This window comes from Alteromonas macleodii (assembly GCF_903772925.1).
In the GTDB taxonomy this organism is placed as follows: domain Bacteria; phylum Pseudomonadota; class Gammaproteobacteria; order Enterobacterales; family Alteromonadaceae; genus Alteromonas; species Alteromonas macleodii_A.
Genome location: NZ_LR812090.1, coordinates 113,610 through 133,787, shown reverse-complemented (window position 1 = coordinate 133,787; position 20,178 = coordinate 113,610). Strand labels below are relative to the sequence as shown.

Sequence of the window (20,178 nt, the reverse complement as noted above, 5' to 3'; positions counted from 1 at the left end):
TATGCTAACGCTTGCAAACCACACTTTTTCATCACGTCTTTTAACCGGTACAGGAAAGTTCAGCAACGCCACCACTATGAAAGACGCAGTGGCCGCTGCACAAAGTAACATTGTAACCCTAGCAATGAAGCGCGTGGCGAGTAATAGCGGGCAAGACGAAACGCTAAAGGCGCTTCGAGAGTTAGGAGTTACCCTGCTGCCTAACACATCGGGGGCTAAAAATGCCCAAGAAGCGATATTTGCCGCAGAACTTTCTTATGAAGCGCTAGGTAGCCCATGGATAAAGTTGGAAATTCATCCCGACCAGCGCTACCTGCTGCCCGACCCAATCGAAACTCTTCAGGCCGCCGAAGCTTTGGTAAAAAAAGGGTTTAACGTACTGCCTTACTGTGGCGCAGACCCCGTTTTGTGTAAACGCCTAGAAGAAGTGGGCTGCGCCGCTGTTATGCCGTTAGGTGCACCCATTGGTAGCAATCAGGGCTTACAAACTAAGCCTTTCTTGCAAATTATTGTTGAACAAGCGTCTATTCCGGTCATTGTAGATGCAGGTATTGGCAAGCCTAGTGAAGCCATGGCGGCAATGGAACTGGGCGTAGATGCGGTGTTGGTGAATACGGCTATTGCCACTGCCCAAAACCCTGTAGCCATGGCAGAGGCCTTTGCAAACGCTGTAGAAACAGGCCGAAAAGCATTTGAAGCAGGGCTTGGTGCAACATCTGTTTTGGCGCAGGCCTCTAGCCCGCTTACCGCCTTTTTGGAGCCAGCGGTATGAAGGTAGCACAAGCGCTAATACAGCAAGACTTAGCTCATCTAGCTATGTCAATTAACAGTAAAACCGCGAGCGATGTAGAGCGAGCGTTAAATGCAAATACACTTTCGTTAGACGATTTTATGGCGCTTATCTCGCCTGCCGGCTCACATTACTTGGAAGCAATGGCAAGTCGCGCGCAGGCACTCACCCGTCACCGGTTTGGCAATACCATGCAACTATTTGTGCCTTTGTACCTGTCGAACCTGTGTGCCAACGAATGTACCTATTGCGGCTTTACCATGAGTAACAAAATAAAGCGCAAGACCCTATCTATAAGTGAAGTGCTTACCGAAATCGAAGCTATTAAGGATATGGGCTTTTCTCAGGTGTTGCTGGTTACTGGCGAACACGAAACCAAAGTGGGCATGGACTATTTCGAGCAAACCCTCAGCGCCATTCGCGACAAGGTAAGCTACCTTATGATGGAGGTACAGCCATTAAAGAAAGAGCAATACGAAACCCTAAAACACCAAGGTTTAGATGCTGTTTTAGTGTATCAAGAAACTTATTCGCCGCAGCAATACGCCAACTACCATACCCGAGGTAAGAAACAGGATTTTTTATGGCGACTGGAAGCCAGCGACCGTATTGGGAAAGCAGGTATAGATAAAATAGGCATAGGTGCGCTACTTGGTTTAGGTGATTGGCGGGTTGATAGCGCTATGACCGCCCTTCACGGCAAATTAATCCAGCAGCATTATTGGCAAAGCCGTGTATCTATTGCCTTTCCGCGCCTTCGAAGCTGTGAAGGCAACAACACTGGCGGTAATGCGCTCACCAACAGTAAGCTGCCAAATGAGCGAGACTTGCTGCAGCTAATTTGCGCCCACCGCTTGTTCAACCCGCAAGCGGAATTATCCCTATCAACCCGCGAGTCGGCTGCGTTTAGAGACGGCGTAATGCCGCTTGGGATAACATCAATGAGTGCTGCATCTCAAACTCAACCGGGTGGCTATAGCGAGCCCTCGCAGGCATTAAATCAGTTTGATATTGATGATAGTCGCTCGGTGCCAGAAGTGGTAAACGCGATTGCAAGTAAAGGACTAGAGCCTGTTTGGAAGGATTGGATGCAATTTAGGCTCTAGCCGACAAAGCTTCCGTAAAAATTTTTTCTAAAGGCGACAAGTCAAGGTGGACACCAGCAATGTTAGCTTCTATCCAAGCATTCTGAGAAATCTTAGGCCAGTTGATGTCATACCCCAGAACAAATAGTAATTCTTCAAAAAAGAATCGCTGTACTCTACCATTTCCCTCTCTAAAAGGATGAATAATATTTAACTCGCAAAACAAGTTAGCTATTTCTTTAACTAGTTCTTGTTTGGTTGCTAAACCTTCTAATTGAGATACGCCTTTGAGGAGCTTATTTGCCTCTGGTTTTATACGCGTCCATGTGCAAAAGCGCGTATTTCCTTTGGAAATATCTACATCTCTAAGGTTTCCAGCCCAATCATAGATATCTTGAAACAGATATCTATGTAAGTACGAAAGATGATTTAGGCTGAAGTCCGTAAGACTCTCTACTGGTGAATGATAAGTTCTATAACGTTCAGCTGTAAGCTCTGTTTCTGCTTCAGATAAAAGTTCGGCGTTACGAATATTCAATAAATTCTTCAGAACATCCGAACCAGGATAGCAATATTTATCCTGTTCTACGCCATATTTATCTCGCATATTTTCGCTTTAAATCGACAATAGTCTTGCGCTCATTGGTTTTCTTTAACTCCAAACCTTCATAACTAAGACTTACCTCGTAGTTTTGAATATTAGGAGAAAACCTCTCTTTCCGGTGGTTACTATTTTTTGAAACAGTATGTGCCATATACACCTCCTATAACTAACAATCCTACCTCGTTCCAGTATAAATAGCTATTTTTGATGTTGATTCCAAGCTTTTAGTTTGTGAAAGAACATTAGTTTTTTTAGGGCAAAACAAATAAAAAATTTGTTTTGCTTTCGTGTAAAACCCTCCGTAGAATCCGCCCAAATTTTAGCCAGACGCTATTTTTAAACGTCTGGCTTTTTCGTCTTATTTATCCCATATTACATTTATCAGAAGTTAAGGAATTGGCGTTGGATACTTTTGAATTTATTCAAATTCGAAAATTTATTGTGAAGCTTGGAAAAATGCTTCACAAATACGGTACGCCTGCATTTCGGCTAGAGGCCTACTTAGGCGACGTGGCAGAGTATTTAGGCGTACATGCCTCTTTTATCTCTACTCCAACCTCGCTTACTTTTGTTATCTGGAGCGACCGTCACGAAGACGAATACAACCACTCGGCGCGATTACAGCCAGGCGATTTAGATATGAATGCGCTGTCGCTAACCGATGAATTAGCCAGCGAGCTACTATCGGGAAACCTTTCGCTAGCTGAAGCCGATAAGCGCCTAAATGAAATAGATGCGATGGGCAGCCCCTACGGTAAATTATCTACCGGTACGGCATTTGCCATGGCCACCGGCGCATTCGCTATGCTAATGGGTGCAAGCTGGAGCGAAATAGGTTGGTCTGCTGCGCTGGGAATTGTGGCCTACCTGTGGACGTTATGGGCAGAACGTTCGAAGCGCGTAAACCTAATGCTAGAGCCTGTTACCGCATTTGTAGGCGGCATTCTTGCCTGCGCCATTGGTCAGTACGTTGACCCAGGTATCAATATTCCGCTAGTTGTACTTTCGTCGGTCATTGTATTTGTGCCGGGGCTTGCGCTGACTATGGGCCTTGCAGAGCTTTCATCTCGCAATATGGTGTCGGGTACGGCCCGTACAATGGACGCCATTATGCAGTTATTTAAACTGTATTTCGGTGCATTCTTAGGTGTTTCGGTAGGTTTTAGTGTGTTTGGTGAAAACGTGTATACCCCTGCTGAATCCCTGCCTTATTGGGCTACCTGGCTGGCGGTATTTTTACTATGTATTGCACTAGTTGCCATTTTCAGAACCCGAGTTAAACACATTCCGTGGGCACTGGCAGCTGCGTTTATTGCTTATAGCGCTACCGCATGGAGCTCTGATTACATGAGCCCTGGTCTTGGTGCGTTTGTAGGTGCATTTGCCTTAGGCATTTTTGCTAATGCATTCACCCGCATTGCCGATCAGCCCGCCACCATTGTTGCAATGCACGGGCTTATTGTGCTGGTGCCGGGGTCTAAAACCTATATTGGCTTGAACTCGTTTATGACCGGCCAAGACTTTGTAAAAGCCGATCATTTAGGTCAAGAAGTGTTTCTCATCTTTATGTCGCTAGTGGCGGGGTTAATCTTTGCTAACGTAGTGGTGCCTACCAAAAAAGCACTGTAACAACACGTTTTGGGCAGCCAGAAAGAACTAAGCTTATGTTGCGCTATAACGCTGCCTTTTGAATGCAAGATTCCTTCAAGCCAGGGTAGACAAAAACAGCGCAATCAAAGACAGCCTAAACAAAGTCAGTGTAATGAGGCAGCGTGGCTATAACCGCTATTTAAGTAGCTTGATTAACGCTCGTCCTAAACGGGCGTTAAGCGCCCCTGCCGCAATGGCTTCAGCCGAGTTTTCCATAAACTTGGCCGACAAACTGCCGCCAATCTGGTTGGCTACTTCGTCGGTGGCTAGGTCGAATACGCCCTGCGCAGCAATATTTTGTGCCAGCACTTTTAGCAGCTTCCAATTCCCCACTGTGCTTGGCCTTAGCCCATATACACGGGCCATACGGCGAATGGTACGAAAGCTAATCCACACGACTGCAAAAGTTTGAATTAGGTTGTTTGGGCTTATAAATGCCAAGCTTCCTGCCGTTACCGACTCTTTATTTAGCACCTTATGCGCTTTTTCCTGCACCGGTTTCAAAACCGTATCTTCGTACAGCCCAAGGCGTTCTGGCCCCGTCATGTCTTCTTGAAGCTGCTGCTGATAGCGTTCGAAACAATGGGCTGCGTAAGAACCGCGGGAAAAGCGTTTGCCGTGCTGGGTCAATACACGGTCTATTTCTTGTGGCGAGGATGGTGTATCCACTGAAGACTGTTGGCCCGCTGAGGGCTGTTGATCCGCTAAAGGCTTTTTACCCGCTGAAGGTTTTTTTCCCGCTGAAGGCTCACCTTTATAAGCCAGTAAATCACGGATAACACTGGCGTCTTCCATCGCTGTGTTTACTTGCTTGTAGCCTCGCCACTCTTTAAAGCTTAAAAAGCTAAAGCAGCTAACAAAGCCCACCAGCAGCGCACCCACAACGCCTGTTCCAATGGGATGCTCAGACATGTTCGCGGCAAGAGTTGTATAGGCTTCAAAAACAAAAAAGCCAATTAACGACACTACACCAAACCCTAGAGTTGCAGCACCTAACGAAAAACCGTCTTTCTTAGCTTCAACTTCCCATACATCTTCACCAACTTGCTGCGGAAGCTTGGTTTCAGGCTGCGCGATATCTAACGTTTGTGTTTTAACTTTAGTTTTGTACTGAGGCTTGTTCACTTCACTACTATTTTGCTCGCCCTGAGACGCGGTTTGAAATTGAGTGTTTGCTTCATCTTGCTGATCGCTGTTCGCGCCATAAAGCGCTTCGCTTCTTTCGCTTCTAGAAATGGACGAACTGGGCGAATTGCTAAGATCGGACGAGCTAGGCGGCTCAGGGGTTTCGTCAAATTTATAAGGTCTATCACTCATTGTTTCTCTCCTTTGCCCAGTAAAAACTGAAGCAATCTGTCTACACCCTTACCCGCTAAAATACGTGCTTTAAAATCGCTGGGCACACTTACATTAGGTACTGGGAAGTGGCTCCCCTCTTCCATATCTTTTAGTGTGCTGGGTATGGCTTCAAACGTAGATTCTACATAGTGACCATCAGTGTCTTTATAGCGAATAGCGTCTTCATTGCTGCCGTCGTCAGTGACTTGCATGCTAGACACTAAAAAGTGCTCGAACTGGATAGGTTTTCCATCGAACCGGGCTCTGGCCCCTTCGGTAATTTGGGTAAGCAAATTAAGTAAATTACCGCGCTGACTTACCGGTACTAAGTCAGACTTCGTGGCCACAAATGCCACTTTACCTATTTGCTCTTTTTTCAAAATATTACGTGAAAACCACGTACTTTGCCCGTACACAAAGGTATCGGCTAAATGGCTTAAGGTTTCCTTTAACTGATACAAATGCTGCCTGCTATGGTTTAGCCCTTCAAACAAGTCCACCAGAATTATTTGTTTATCGGTTTCTTTAAAAATGGACTGTTTTAACGGCGTTAGCCAAGCACTTTGAAACTTCGAAAAATGCTTATCAAATGTTTTAAACCACGGGTGCGACACATCGCTGGTAATACTAGAGGGCAGCGGCGTAAAGCCAAAAGCCTGCCAATCAAAGTCGCTCGATTCCAATAAAAAGCTGCCCGGCTGTAGCAAAGATATACCGTTAGCTTTAGCTTCAACCAAATAATCACGGTAGGCGTTAACAAGCAGTTGAATGCGCTGTTCTGTGGGCTCTTGTTCAAAGTCGAACTGATTAACAAAGGCTTTCCACTGGCTTGCAAAGTACTGTTGCGGCCCGCTGCTAAGCTGCGCCCACGCAGAGTCTGACCAATGGGCATAGGTTTTACTTAACATGGGAATGTCAGTAACCCACTCGCCAGGGTAGTCAATGAATTCAAACACCACTTCGGTATGGGGCAAAACATGACGCTTAAGTGAAGCGGTTTCTTTTAAACGAACCACTAACTTAAAGCCAAATGCTTCTTCAGTAGCTTTAGGCCACTGGCCGTTTTCCAGATCAGCAATATTCTCTAGATGCGGGAAGGGTTTATAGCCTTCAATGGGATCAATGCGCATATCAAGCACGTGAGAAGGCGGCAAATATCGCAGCAAAGGTAAGCAAGCATAACCCTCTTCACTACGGCTTTTCAGCATAGTGATAAGGCTGGTAAATAGCATGGACTTACCGCTTCGACTAAGCCCAGTAATAGTAAATCGGTGCGTTTCTTTGTTAAACGCACTACTTAGTTTGTCGCCGGTTAGCGACGCTATTTCCCGAGTTTTGTCAAAAAGCGTAGCGATATTTTTCTGCATTATTGTTTTATATTCTGCCTTTGCAGCTCCTATACCTTTGAGCCTATCTCAACAAACATAACGTGCCGAGAGGGGCTGCACTTACCTTGCTATAAAGTTCGCGATATAAGAGTAATGAGGTTTTGTACCTGTAAAAGCAAGGGCAGTGCCATTTAAACACGCCGCTTAGCAGGAAAAGCCAGGTTACCCTTAGCCTGCAAGTTAATGCTCGCGCGTTTGATTGAAGAGCTTTTTCTTTATACGGTTTTTGCTGGAGTGCCAGTGATTCTTAGGTTTGCGAGGTGCATTCTCGATAACATGCTCAAAATCAATATCTGACTTTTTAGTTGGCGGTACATGTGCACAAAAGAATGTATCAATTTGTGACTGCGCCAGCTTTTTTAAGCTTTCACGATATTGATTAGGATGGCATAGCGGATACGGTGGTACTAGTTCGCCTTTAACTTGTACTAACACATCGGCAATATAAGCCTGCTGAGTAGGAATGTGCTGAAGTGTTAAGTCGTGATCGGTATGACCCGGCGTGTACATTACCTGCCAATCGGGAAAACCCGGCAACCGCTGATTGTCGGTAAGTGTGATATCTGGCGCTAATATTGGGTTATACCAAATAGGCATCCTAGGCTTGCCAATACGGTTTGCCACCCACCAGGTTAGCAGCAAATCAATAGCGTGAGCGGTACGTCCGGCGAAGCCCGCATACCACTTAATAGCTTTGGGGTGTGATGCTACCTGCGCGCCTGTGCGCTTTCGCAATTTAATGGCGCCACCGGCGTGATCGGGGTGCATGTGAGTAACAACAATAAGCTTTAGGTCTGCTAAGGGGCGACCTAACGTTTGCGTGATGTACTGACACACCTTGTCTACATCGGCTCGGCTACAGCCATCTAGCAATAGTATACCCTTGCTGTCTTCAACCAGATAAATATGCTGAATATAGCCTGCTAATGTGTGAATTTTCATTACCGCTTCCTTTTCACCCGAACCTGCAACGCTTGCTAAAAGTACTTCCCAATAAGCCTAAGCACTTATCTCTACTTACCCATGTATTACCCATATATCGGGGCGCTTTTTACTGTGAAAGTTGCCAGCCATTGCTACGCAAAACCTTATGTTAATACACGCATTTCATTAGTGTTGCTTGGAACGAATCCTACCAAAACCTATCTGGTATGACCAGATTCAGCAAACAAGTGTAGCATCAAATCCCGCAGCCACATCAACCCTGGCTCGCCTTCTTGTTGGCTATGCCAGTAAAGGTGTGTTTCCAATGCGGGTATTTGATAAGGGAGTTTGGTGCTAATAAGGTTATCGTCGCTCACCGCATCGGCCACCGAACCAGGCAAGGTTAACAGGGCATTGGTGTTAGCCACTACATCGGCAGCCGCACGATAGTTTTGGCAGCGCCACAGCGAGGGCCGACTTACGCCCAATTGTTGCAGGGCAATCTCTTCCACTGACGCCCCTTTAGCACGATTAGATACGGTAATGTGGCGGGCCGCCACATACTTTTTCTTATCTAAACTTTGTGCCAATGGGTTTTGCTTATTCATCAGCACTTTGTAGGTATCGCGACGCAATAACGAGTGTGAAATAGGCGCGGCAACCGCACGACCAATATCAATAACTAAATGGAGGTTTCGATTTGAGAGGTCTGCCAACATGGTATCGCGATGTAAGCGAGTGCTTACTATTTCGATATTAGGCGCTTGTTTTTCTAAGGTTGAAAGCAGTATAGGCAACACACCTAACTCTAACGACTCCTGCATGGCAACAACAAAACGTTGATGGCTGTGTAGCGGGTCGAAATCGGCAAACTCCCCTAACGCCTTTCGAATATCGCCCAAGGCTTTTAGAATAGCGGGCGCTAGTCTTTCACAGGCAGCGGTAGGCAACATGCTTTGCTTTTCTTTTACAAAAAGCGGGTCGCCTAAAATATCTCGAAACCGGCGCATGGCATGACTGACTGCCGACGGCGTAATGTGCAGCGTTTCAGCGACGCGGGTCATATTTCTATGCTGCCAGAGTGCTTCGAAAACCTTTAGTAAGTTCAAATCTAGCTTTTCAAATTGCCTATTTTCTACCACCTACGCCACCATGAATAAAATTCACACCATTTAAGGATTATATTTCATTTCATTCACCTAGCAAGTTTAACTACTATGGACGCATCGAATAGTTTTTGCACGACGGCAATCCAAGCCTAAGCATTTAGGCTTGCTGTTTTTAAGCGACGTTAAATGCGCGGTGCAAATCACAATACGCAATACTCAATGCGCAAATAGTAAGTGCATAAAAATATAAAGAGGTGCCCTATGGATTTTTCACATAACGATAAAACAAAAGCCTTGTTAGAAAAGCTGGATAACTTTATTGCTGAGCACATAGCGCCAATCGAGAATGAAGTTTACGACTTTCACCATAAAGAGAATAACCATGGCGACTGGAAAAGCTGGAAGCTGCACCCTGGCACTGAAGCACTTAAAGCTAAAGCACGCGAAGCGGGCTTAGCGAATTTGTTTCTGCCCGATGCAGAGCTAGGCCAAGGCCTTACCACGCTAGAATATGCGCCAATGGCTGAGCGCATGGGTAAATACTTGTTTGCCCCTGAAATATTCAACTGTAATGCGCCAGACACCGGTAACATGGAAGTGCTTTATCACTTCGGCAACGATGCACAAAAAGAACAGTGGCTAAAACCCTTACTGGCTGGCGAGATTCGTTCAGTGTTTGGCATGACTGAACCTGACGTTGCATCGTCTGATGCCACCAATATGGCGGCAACCATCATTGAAGATGGTGACGACGTAGTTATTAACGGCAAGAAGTGGTGGTCGACAGGCTTAGGGCATCCTAACGCAGCTTTCACAATATTCATGGGTTTATCGAACCCCGACAACGGCAAGCACAGCCGCCACAGTATGGTAATAGTGCCGCTAGACACGCCCGGAATTACCATAAAGCGCATGCTAGATGCTTACGGCGATTACGATGCGCCATACGGCCACGGCGAAATGCACTTTGATAATGTGCGCGTAAGTAAAAACAACATTGTAATGGGTTTAGGCAAAGGGTTTGCAATAGCACAAGGTCGCTTAGGCCCTGGCCGTATTCACCACTGCATGCGCGCTATCGGCATGGCGGAAAAAGCACTAGAGCTTGCGCTTAAACGCGGCCACGAGCGCGTAGCTTTTGGTAAGCCTATCATTCGTTTAGGAGGTAACCTAGAGCGTGTTGCTGATGCTCGCATGACAATAGAGCAAGCGCGTTTGCTTACCCTTCACGCGGCGTGGAAGATAGATAACCTTGGCGTTAAGCACGCTATGACAGAGATCTCAGCCATCAAAGTAGTAGTGCCAAACATGCTACAAAGCGTGGTGGATATGGCATTACAAATTCACGGTGGCGCAGGTATGTGTAGCGACTTCCCATTAGCCCGTTTTGCAGCTGGCGCAAGAGCCCTTCGCCTAGCTGACGGCCCTGACGAAGTGCATAAAGGCATGGTGTCTCGCTTAGAGCTTAAAAAGTACCAGTAATAGAAAGCCATAAAAAAATGCCGCTTCTTGTTATAAGAAGCGGCATTTTGTTTTGTTTAGCTTACTAGTAGTTTGCTATCGGCTTAGTAAGTATAACGTGCCTGCACGTACCACATACCACCGTTGAATCCAAACGGGCTAGACTCAGAGTAAAGCTGACCTAGGCTTCCTGCACTTGGATTTTCTTCTGGGTATTCGTCGAATAGGTTGTTCACACCAATAACAAGATCAAGGTTTTCGCTATAAGAGTACTTGGCTTCTACGTCTATCAAGATAGCTGCATCAATACCATCTACACCATTACCTGTATCGTCCCAACCACCGTAGTAGTTAGCGCGTACTAGAGTGCGAAGTGCGCCTTGCGTGTGTGTCCATGAAATATTACCGCGAAGGTTTGGCAGTAAGTCTTCAATTGCAGCAACACGGCCTTCGCCAATTGGGTTAAGCGTACCTACATCGTCCACTTCAGTTTCGTTGTAGTTCGCCGCTAGCGTAATACGTGAATTACCTTCCCATAAATCGAAGCTGTAGTTACCTACAATGTCGATACCGCGTGTAGTGGTGTCGAAGCTGTTCGAGAAGAAGCGGAACTGTGATAGGTCGTCTAGACCGATAAAGTCTGAACGGTCGATAATGCCCGACGCATCAAGCTCGGTAAGCGCTTCAGATACGGTTGCGTAGTCTGTACCGCCACCAGCAAAGTTAAGCGCATCTAGGAAGTTAACGTTGGCACCTAGTGCAACACGGTTTTCCATTTCGATGTTGTAGAAATCGATGGTCCAGCTCATGTCTGCCACATCAATTGATGCACCAAACGAGAAGTTAACCGCTTCTTCTGGCCCTAAGTCTGGGCGACCATTACCTTGGCTTTCAATAAAGTCAGCTGCTAGCTGACCTGCCGCCGATGACAATGGCAATGTACCTTGGTCAATTAGCACGCCGTTTACGTTTTGCGTGGTAACGTTAGTAATGCTTGCCTGCCCCGCTGTTGGCGCGTGGAAACCAGTTGAGTACGCACCGCGTAAACGGAAGTCGTCAGTTACGTGGAAAATACCCGCTAGTTTAAAGTCGGTAGTATCGCCAAACTCACTGAAGTCTTCGCGGCGTACCGCTGCTTGCAAGGTTAGTTGCTCGGTTACGTCAGCTTCTAGGTCAATATAAACCGCAGTACTGTCTTGCGACGCGCTAGTATCACGAGGGAAGCCACCAAAACCGTTAGAGCTAGACGAGAACCCTTGGCTAGCTAGTGGGCCTAGGGCGTAAGACGCTTCATCACCGGCAAATAAGTCAAACTCTTCTTTACGGTATTCTGCACCAAACGCAACGTTTAAGTCAGACGCTAAGCCAACATCTACACCGTACACAAAGTTAAGGTTAACTAGGGTTTCGGTTTGCTCTTGGCCACCAGGCGTAAAGTCACGTGGTGTATCAGGCCCTAATGAAGCGTTGATGGTGTTTTTAATGAAGAAGTCAGTACGGTTAGATCCGCGCTGGGCACTGAAGTCATAGCCTAAACCGTTACCAATTTCTAAGTCACCACGCACACCTACAGTAAACGCCATGTCTTCGTTGTCGCCACCAAAGCGAGGTACAAAACCTGTTGGGATGGTTTCAATGAACGAGAAACAGTTATCGTCAGCCTGTACTTGCGCTAGGAAAGTTGGATCTGGGAATACATTGCCTTCACCGCCAATTGGAATACCGTCAATACAGCTTCCACCTACGCCAACACCATCAAGGTCGCCTACAAGCACAGAGTGTACGCCGTCTGGGTCGGCTAAACCTGTTAGTGGGTCAACCAATGGACCTGCGTATACACCGCCGCGCTGGCTACCTTCCGTTACCGGGTTACGGTAGAAGAAGCCACCGGTAACTGTACGTTTACCGTAGTTACCAAATAGGTAAAGCTCAGCTTTGTCGTTTAGCTCGTACGCTGAGTTAATAAAAACTTTATAGTCGTCTTCTACGTCTGGCTGGCCCCAATACTGTGGCACTTCATTGGTATAGGTATTGATAGTAGAAAAGTCTGACTGGCTTAAGTAACCCGCATCAACCATACCTTGAACGTCGTCGCGCACAACTGAGCGTACGGTACCTTCAACGTCTCGAATTTCACCTGTGATGTTCACAAAGCCGTCTGCACCTAACGAGAAACCAGCGTTAGCTGAAATAGTGTAGTTGTCGCCATCGCCTTCATAGGTAGAGCCATAGTTAGCGCGGAACTCAAAACCTTCATCATCATCGCGAAGTAAGAAGTTAAGTACCCCTGCGATAGCGTCTGAACCATACTGCGACGATGCACCGTCACGAAGTACTTCTACTTGTTTTAGCGCTAGCGAAGGAATGGCTGAAATATCAACACCCTGTGCGCCGTCAGAAATACCACCACCTAAGAAAGAAATGATAGAGCCGCGGTGACGACGCTTACCGTTTACCAACACCAACACGTTATCAGGTGATAGACCGCGCATGTTAGCCGGGCGCACAATGGTAGCCGCATCACTAATTGGCTGGGTGTTTACATCGAACGACGGTACGTTAGTACGCAGCATGTCTTGCACGTCGCTTGAAGAGTTTTGACGGAATTCATCACCAGTAATTACGTCTACAGGTACCGGAGAGTCAGCCGCAGAGCGATTGCTCATACGCGTACCGGTTACAATGATATTTTCAAAGTCTTCTGCTTTTTCTTCTGCATCTTGCGCAAACGTAGGCGCTGACATCGCCGCAAAAAACGGTAATGAACTAGCAATAATGGCTGAGGTTATTCGATTAAGTTTTTTCCCCTTAGGGAAGTTACCTTGATCCACTGTGTATCTCCTTCAAGACTTGTTGTTTTTTATATGGTTTTAATATTTTTATTATTGGCGTGAGCAATACTTATAAGTGGCTGCAGTAAAAATGTGTGACAGCCAATCTAATAAACATCGTATAATTAGAACAGAACAACTAAAAAAGCTTATTGAAAGAGATAATTATCACTCATAAGGCGTGATTTATATTAGCCTTTAGGATAATGCTGCTATTGAATATTTTAGAAGAATGGGGTTAACACCGTATTTAACGGTAGAACTCGCTGAACGTAGAAGGATTAATGATTCTTAAGGTTTTGTAATTAGGGGAGTTATTAGACAAGCGGTAGCTAACCGTAAACGATTAGCTACCTTTGCCAATTAATAGCGCTTTAATTAAAAGCTATACGAAGCACTTAGCTGCGCGTTAATGCCTGCGCCGTAGTAACCCACGGTATGAAGGCTGTTAATGTATTTCTTATCAAAGATATTGTTGATGTTCATGCGAACGGTTAGGTTTTCAGTAAACGCTTGTGATGCATACACATTACCCAAGAAGTACGCACCTTGTTCAACGTTATAATCAACATTGCTTATTTCAGACTGCCAGCGACCGCCAAAGCCTATTTCTACCTCTGGTGCTTGCGGTACTGTATACGCTAGCTGGAAAGTAACAACATCACGTGGTGCCCATAGGTTAGCATCGTTACCTTGCTCGTCTTCTACGTCGATAGCGGTATAAGACGCATTAACACGCAGAGCATCGGTTACTTGGCCGGCCACTTCAATTTCAAAACCATCAGACTCTACCGACACACCTTTATAGTAAAACTGCAGGGTTTCTGGGTTAGTGCCAGCGTAGGCGGCTAGGTTGTCTTGCTCTGCGGTAAAGTAAGCGAACGTTGTTAATAAACGGTCGTCGAACCACTGCGCTTTAACGCCTGCCTCAAAGTTTTGACCTTTAGTTGGGTCTAGGTACTGGCCGTTAATGTCGTACTGCTCTTGCGGCTGGTACACATCTGAATAACTTACATACGCGTTCACGTCTTCTGTTACCGCGTAAGTAGCACCAACGTAGGGGCTGGCTTCGCTTTCTGAGTTATCAATAACCGCGCCTGCGTTTTGCCCTGTACGCTCAAAATCAATAGCATTGAAACCAGCAATAACATGCATTTCATCGGTAACGCTGAAACGCGCAGAACCAAAATAGCGCGTTAGGTTTTGCTCAATGTTTGAGTACTCGGCAGCAGCTAGCCAATCAGGTTCGGCAATAGCATCTAACGCATAAGGGAACGCAGGCGTTGGGCCATAGGCAGGAGTAGCAGCGTAATCAAATGCGTGAACATAAGACACATCGTCGCTGGTAGCGTGACTTACACCAAAGTTCACTTCGTGATTGCGGCCAAACAGCTCGAAATCACCAAATGCACGGCCTTCTACAAGATGAGAATCGCGCTCAGAGTCGTAACGACCCGGCCAGCCAACAAGACCTAAGCCTGTGTCTTTATCAATTGCGCCGTAGGCGTAAAACAGTTTGCTTTGATCTTCAAAGTCGCGGTAGTTATAGCTAAGCAGAAGCTGCCAATCGTTGTCGAATACGTAATCTAGCTCTACAAACGCGTTGGTAGTTTCAGTATCCCATTTCGACCACTCTTGTGCTGTGGTATCACTAATGTCCCACTCGGCTTGGGTGCCATCGGTATAATTAAATACTAGGCCGCCCCAGGTGTTGCCGTCGGTATTAGCATCTTGGTAAGACAACCCAAAGGTAACGGTAGCGTTATCGGTTAACTGGCCGTCGATAACACCGTAAACAAAGCTGCGATCGTTCTCTAGGCCATCAAGGTGCGACTCTTTATCTTCAACGCTTGCTACTACGCGAGCAGCCCAGCTGCCGTCTTCAGTAAGCAGCATTGAATAGTCGCCCTGTACGCGCTTAAAGTTGTACGAGCCAATGCTTGCACCAATTTCACCGCCCTCTTCATTAGTTGGGCGCTTGCGTACATAGTTAATGGTGCCCGACGCATTACCCACACCGGTTAAAAGACCATTGGCACCACGAATAACTTCAATTTCTTCATAACCGTAAGCTTCAACAGAGCCGGTAACAATGCCCCAGTCGTTCGGCAAGCCCACACCGTCAATTTGAGTGTTTTTAATTTCAAAACCACGGGCTGTGTAGTTGGTACGGTTAGTTTCCCACTCTTCTACATTAATACCCGGTGCTAGCTTTAGCGCATCATTAATATTAAACGCACCAAACGACTGCATTAGGTCTTCAGAAAGAATGCTAATAGACTGCGGCGTTTCGCTAATTTCCATGGTTAAGCCCGTTGCACCGCGGCTAACGCGGTTTTGACGAACGCCAACAATACGAATTTTTTCAACGTCTGCTTCTTTAACTTCTACCGTATCGCTTTGCGTAGTTTGCGCATTTACCGACAATGCAAACGCGATAGGCGTTAGTGCAAATAAACTGCTTAATTTCATGGTTTTCTCTGTTATTGGTTTTGAAGGGTTGGTTTTTCGGGCAGAAGTATAAAACAGCTTAAACTTAATTTAAATGATAATTGTTATTATTTACGCAACAATCATTGGAGAAATGCTGTAACGCTGGCTGCGCAAAGCCTAATGCGATAATCTGTACTTCAGATCAGGGAGGCATCGACGTTTTGACCAGCAGTACAAAAAACACCATTACGCATTACAGCGAAAAAGCGCAGCACTACTACGATTTATACAATTCGGTAGAGGCCGAAAGTGTGCACAGCGATTGGAAAGCATTCTTACAAAACGCCAATAAAGGTACTGCGCTAGACGTAGGTGCTGGTAGTGGCAGAGACGCCAACTGGTTAGCCAAACAAGGATGGAAAGTAGTAGCTGCAGAACCTGCCGATGAGCTAAGAAACTTAGCACAGGCCAATTCACATAACAGTGTTACATGGTGTAACGCCAGCTTACCCGCGCTGACTGCCCTACCCCAAGCGCCAAAAACATACGACCTAATACTGCTTTCAGCGGTATGGATGCACTTGCCTAAAGATGAAAGGCCACCCGCGTTAAAAAAGTTAGCAGAATTGCTTTCAGAAAATGGAACCATGTATATCAGCCTTCGGTTCGGCCCCAACGATGAAGCAAGGCCCATGCACCCTGTTAGCTATGAGGAATTAGCGACGTTAGCACAGAGCACCGGCCTAACTACACGCAATTTAAATCCAGTTCCTAGTCAGGATGGGTTGAAGCGAGATGATGTGAAGTGGGTTACTGTTGAAGTGGTGAAGGGATAGTGTGGCACCGATATGGTGCCACAGCATTTAGTTAAGCCTAAAGCATTTCGAATAGCTCTTTATTCAACTCACTTCTTGGAATCCGTCGCCATTCAACAGCGCTGACAATACCATAATTTCCAGCAGAATTAGGCCTACGCCATTTTGCGTGAGGCATGTTTATTAAGTAGTCCAAGGCCTCATCAAAAGACTCAACTTTAATTTCATCACCTTTTTCACCAACGGTATAACCGCCTCTTTTATAGGCACAAGCATAAGAAAAATAAGTGCCGTCTGAGGCAACCGGAACATTAACATACTCTTTTTCTAACCCTGTCATCCCTGACAAATTTTTAGTTGGCTTATATTCTTTGCGCGACTTCAGCCATTCAGCTGCTTCTTCAATTTTCAATAATTGCTTACCTGTAGCTTCTTTACTAAAAGCACTGGCTGGCATCTTCGACAGCTCATTTCGTACAGCGCCTTCACTAGTATTCGAAAGAGCAACTAGTTCTCTAACAGAAAGCGCATTTTCATGGCTGATATAAAACTTTGTATCGTAAATATCTTCGATTGGAATTCCTTCGTGTAGGCATAATTTTAGCCGCCCTGACAAGGCATGAAATAGAGTGGCGCAAATGCCGTTTTGTGTAAGAACATCTATGACACTCTCTAGCTTCGCAAACTTCTCAATGTCATCTAAGTCATTGGGGGCAAGATCCCCCTCAATAACCTGCCCATTAATCCCACATCGAAACAACCGCTCTAACATATCAAGAAATTGTTCATTTCCAACAGTTTCATAGTCAATACGTGGAGTTTCGTATCCAGAGTATTCATTTAGGCAATAGGTGAAGTAAGTTAATAATGACTTTGCAACCATCGTGAAAGCTTGCTCGTTTAAATTTTGATGCTTTTCCATTTCAAACCCCAATGTTATTTTAAAAATCACGGACAGGTTAATTCAAAATAAAACAAAGTCAACCTTAAGGTGAAAATAAAAATAATGTTTAGGATTTTTGTTATTTTTGTCATATACCCAAGAGCCTTAAAATGAAATATGATGGATCGTATGCACAAATTGAATAGCCAAGAAACTGCACAAGCATTGAACATCAGCGACTGCGAGCTAATGCACTTACGCGAACGAGGTGGCATTGCCTATGAGAAACGCGGTCGAGCATTCTTCTACTCTTTACCTGTTGGACATTCAGTACTTGCCCACCCGCTAGGTCAAAGCTTATTAAACTGGTACAAAAGCAGGCACGACTTTTCACAATCTAATGAACCTATTGCTGATAGCTCGATACTCGCACTAGAAGAATTAGTCAGTGAAATACTTCTACCTGTCAACCGTACCTTGGGAAAACCCATAATCACTTACGGCTTCACTTCCTTCCCTCTGAAAAAATTTATTCAGAAAGCATCATCAAGCGGCACTGCGCCAACACTTGACCAGCATTCATCTCACGAAACTAATAGTATGGGTAAGCAAATATGTAGTAGAGGTGGTGCTGCGTGTGATTTTTTTGTAGAAGGTGTAGCAACTTCCGATATCGTACGTTTCATCACGCAAAGGCTAAATTACGATCGTATTTACTATTATGGTAATAATAGGCCATTTCATGTCAGTATTCATTTAACTGAACCGCTTAAACATTTACAGATTATGTGTGAGAGCGTAAATGGTAGACGTTACCCAGGTAGAAAGGCATTTGGTGATCAAGCGGTAATACTGGCAGAGGATTTGTAGTGGACGCAGCTTTATTTAAAACACTAGTTAGTGAATTGAAAATTGGGAAGAAGCTTCCCGACGCCATTTATATTCATGAGAGCACATTGCCACAGCTACCCGATAAACTACGAAACGTCATTCTGGCTATAGGCAAGGCGCTTAAAATTCCAAGGGAACAGTGGAATTTAATAAAGTTATCTAGAAAACAGTTTTCATTAAGCCTTCTGCACTATCCTACCTTCGAAGAGGAGTCCTACCCGGCATTAAAGCAAAGTGTAACGGTAGACCTTCAAAAGTTAACGCACAAAGTAACGGACTACGCTAATTACGATAATCCCCCTATTCTTCACCGCAAAGAAACCATGGTATTACCAGATTATCCACAGTATGAAGAGTTTAAGCAGATTACCGAAGAAGGTGAGCAAGCTGGCCTTTATGAAAATTCTCGCCATATTGGGTTTAAAGCATCTTGGGAAGCACTGATAAATAAGCATGGCTACGAACTTGTTGACGGGCGCTTATTTCGCAACTCCGCACTATTGCTAGATAACGATAAGAAAAAAATAGAGCGCGATAAAACTGCAATAGTGCGTTACGAGCTCTCCGCGCCAATGAAAGTGTTAGCAAAGCACGGTTTTTTAGAAGGTCAGTACTCAATTTTTGATTATGGGTGCGGCAGAGGTGATGATCTTCGAGAACTTGAAGCGCACGGGCTAGATGCCCTTGGATGGGACCCGAATTTTCTGCCAGACGCAGATAAAGTAAACGCTGACTTGGTTAACATTGGCTTTGTAATTAATGTTATTGAAGAAAGAAACGAGCGTATGGAAGCTATCCAAGGCGCTTGGGCTCTTACCGATAAGCTTCTTGTTGTCTCGGCTATGCTGGCAAACGAAAGCTACCTAGCTAAATTTACGCCATATAAAGATGGCATTATCACTAGCCGAAATACCTTTCAAAAGTACTTCACTCAAAGTGAACTAAAAATGTTTATTGAGCTGAGCTTAGATGAGTCAGCCATTGCAGTAGCCCCAGGAATATATTTCGTATTCAAAGATAAGTATTTAGAACAAGATTATCTTCAGAACCGTCATAAGCGAACGCGAACTTGGGAGCAGAAGTCTAAACCTGTTGATATCAAAGCAGCCAATACACAGCTTTTATTTACTAAACACAGCGAGCTTTTTGAAGAATACTGGAAAACTTGCTTACTATTAGGTCGGGCCCCTGCGAAAGACGAGTTTAGTAAAGCTGACGAGTTAATAGAATTAGTTGGCACTATGAAAAAAGCGTTTAGGCTGTGCCTAAACTTTTATGGCAATGATGACTTCGCTATTTCACAACAAATGCGAACGGAAGACTTGCTAGTTTACTTCGCTGTAGGCCACTTTGGTCAAAGAAAACCCTACAAATATCAGCCAGAGCAGACAAAACGTGACATAAAAGCCTTCTTCGACACTAACAAGAATGCCCAAACGTTAGCTAAAGAACTCCTCTTTCAAATAGCTGATGTCGAAATGATAGAAGCCGAATGCTTAGAGGCCCACAGAACTTTACCTAAAAGCGTATTGGCAGAGGAGTTCGATAAACCACACTCTTTAACTTTTCATAAGCAATACTTAAACTTACTTTCCCCGCTATTACGAGTGTATGTAAGCTCAGCATTGCAACTTTATGGTGAACTTGAGGACATACAGCTAATTAAAATCCATATAAATTCAGGTAAACTAACTCTACTCGGTTATGACAATTTTGAGGAAAGTAACTCCCCTACTTTGAAAGAGAGAGTTAAAATCAAAATGGCCGAACAAGATGTAGACTTTTTTGACTATCTCGACGAGCATTCCGACGCTGTATTGAGTAATAAAGCAGATTACATCTGTTAAAATCAATCCTAAAATCCAGCTCACCCCCTCTCTAAAAAGAAGTATACTCTAAAAAAGACAATTGAATTTTACGTAAAAACAAATAAATTATTTACTTTCACATAAAATTACGTAAAATTTTTACGTAAT

Annotated in this window: 15 protein-coding genes; 7 read left to right on the top strand and 8 right to left on the bottom strand. The window is 45.0% G+C overall.

Annotated features, from left to right (window positions below; all coding sequences use genetic code 11):
- Position 1: 1 nt before the first annotated feature.
- On the top strand, positions 2-772 hold the full coding sequence (locus PCAR9_RS00590) for a thiazole synthase (protein ID WP_179981956.1): 771 nt from the start codon (positions 2-4) through the stop codon (positions 770-772).
- A complete protein-coding gene (gene thiH / locus PCAR9_RS00585; RefSeq protein ID WP_179981955.1) occupies positions 769-1,896 on the top strand; it encodes a 2-iminoacetate synthase ThiH in 1,128 nt (375 codons plus the stop codon). Before PCAR9_RS00590 ends, thiH begins: the two co-directional genes overlap by 4 nt.
- Here the strand turns inward: thiH and PCAR9_RS00580 are convergent.
- The gene (locus PCAR9_RS00580; RefSeq protein ID WP_179981954.1) at positions 1,886-2,482 is read right to left on the bottom strand and encodes a putative adenosine monophosphate-protein transferase Fic; all 597 of its coding nucleotides are present in this window, start codon (positions 2,480-2,482) and stop codon (positions 1,886-1,888) included. The genes thiH and PCAR9_RS00580 overlap by 11 nt on opposite strands.
- A 399-nt stretch (positions 2,483-2,881) precedes the next feature.
- Here PCAR9_RS00580 and PCAR9_RS00575 point away from each other — a divergent pair, with 399 nt between their 5' ends.
- Positions 2,882-4,108, top strand: a complete 1,227-nt coding sequence (locus PCAR9_RS00575; RefSeq protein ID WP_179981953.1) for a threonine/serine exporter family protein — start codon at positions 2,882-2,884, stop codon at positions 4,106-4,108.
- A 156-nt stretch (positions 4,109-4,264) separates the two neighbouring features.
- On the opposite strand, the gene PCAR9_RS00570 is transcribed toward PCAR9_RS00575, so the two are convergent.
- The 4 genes from PCAR9_RS00570 to PCAR9_RS00555 all read right to left on the bottom strand — a co-directional run bounded on the left by PCAR9_RS00570 (position 4,265) and on the right by PCAR9_RS00555 (position 8,921).
- Positions 4,265-5,446 (bottom strand): YcjF family protein, encoded by a 1,182-nt coding sequence (locus PCAR9_RS00570; RefSeq protein WP_179981952.1) that lies wholly within the window; start codon positions 5,444-5,446, stop codon positions 4,265-4,267.
- Positions 5,443-6,834: a YcjX family protein gene (locus PCAR9_RS00565; protein WP_179981951.1), complete on the bottom strand. Its 1,392-nt coding sequence runs from the start codon at positions 6,832-6,834 to the stop codon at positions 5,443-5,445. Before PCAR9_RS00565 ends, PCAR9_RS00570 begins: the two co-directional genes overlap by 4 nt.
- Before the next feature lie 201 nt (positions 6,835-7,035).
- Positions 7,036-7,797: an MBL fold metallo-hydrolase gene (locus tag PCAR9_RS00560; protein ID WP_179981950.1), complete on the bottom strand. Its 762-nt coding sequence runs from the start codon at positions 7,795-7,797 to the stop codon at positions 7,036-7,038.
- A 200-nt stretch (positions 7,798-7,997) separates the two neighbouring features.
- A complete protein-coding gene (locus PCAR9_RS00555; RefSeq protein ID WP_179981949.1) occupies positions 7,998-8,921 on the bottom strand; it encodes a LysR family transcriptional regulator in 924 nt (307 codons plus the stop codon).
- Between the two features lie 228 nt (positions 8,922-9,149).
- Between PCAR9_RS00555 and PCAR9_RS00550 the strand changes: the two genes are divergently transcribed.
- Positions 9,150-10,370, top strand: coding sequence for an acyl-CoA dehydrogenase family protein (locus PCAR9_RS00550; protein WP_179981948.1), 1,221 nt, complete (start codon positions 9,150-9,152; stop codon positions 10,368-10,370).
- A gap of 83 nt (positions 10,371-10,453) precedes the next feature.
- Here PCAR9_RS00550 and PCAR9_RS00545 read toward each other — a convergent pair whose 3' ends face one another.
- Both PCAR9_RS00545 and PCAR9_RS00540 read right to left on the bottom strand, forming a co-directional pair.
- The gene (locus PCAR9_RS00545) at positions 10,454-13,180 is read right to left on the bottom strand and encodes a TonB-dependent receptor plug domain-containing protein (RefSeq protein WP_232091080.1); all 2,727 of its coding nucleotides are present in this window, start codon (positions 13,178-13,180) and stop codon (positions 10,454-10,456) included.
- Between the two features lie 378 nt (positions 13,181-13,558).
- Positions 13,559-15,652, bottom strand: a complete 2,094-nt coding sequence (locus PCAR9_RS00540) for a TonB-dependent siderophore receptor (RefSeq protein ID WP_179981947.1) — start codon at positions 15,650-15,652, stop codon at positions 13,559-13,561.
- Positions 15,653-15,834: 182 nt separating this feature from the next.
- Here PCAR9_RS00540 and PCAR9_RS00535 point away from each other — a divergent pair, with 182 nt between their 5' ends.
- On the top strand, positions 15,835-16,449 hold the full coding sequence (locus PCAR9_RS00535) for a class I SAM-dependent methyltransferase (protein WP_179981946.1): 615 nt from the start codon (positions 15,835-15,837) through the stop codon (positions 16,447-16,449).
- Positions 16,450-16,486: 37 nt separating this feature from the next.
- On the opposite strand, the gene PCAR9_RS00530 is transcribed toward PCAR9_RS00535, so the two are convergent.
- Complete coding sequence (locus PCAR9_RS00530) at positions 16,487-17,350, bottom strand: hypothetical protein (RefSeq protein ID WP_197964230.1); 864 nt, start codon at positions 17,348-17,350, stop codon at positions 16,487-16,489.
- Between the two features lie 150 nt (positions 17,351-17,500).
- Here PCAR9_RS00530 and PCAR9_RS00525 point away from each other — a divergent pair, with 150 nt between their 5' ends.
- Both PCAR9_RS00525 and PCAR9_RS00520 read left to right on the top strand, forming a co-directional pair.
- The gene (locus tag PCAR9_RS00525; protein ID WP_179981945.1) at positions 17,501-18,181 is read left to right on the top strand and encodes a hypothetical protein; all 681 of its coding nucleotides are present in this window, start codon (positions 17,501-17,503) and stop codon (positions 18,179-18,181) included.
- Positions 18,181-20,049, top strand: a complete 1,869-nt coding sequence (locus PCAR9_RS00520; RefSeq protein WP_179981944.1) for a DNA phosphorothioation-associated putative methyltransferase — start codon at positions 18,181-18,183, stop codon at positions 20,047-20,049. The genes PCAR9_RS00525 and PCAR9_RS00520 overlap by 1 nt, the downstream gene beginning before the upstream one ends.
- Positions 20,050-20,178 lie beyond the last annotated feature (129 nt).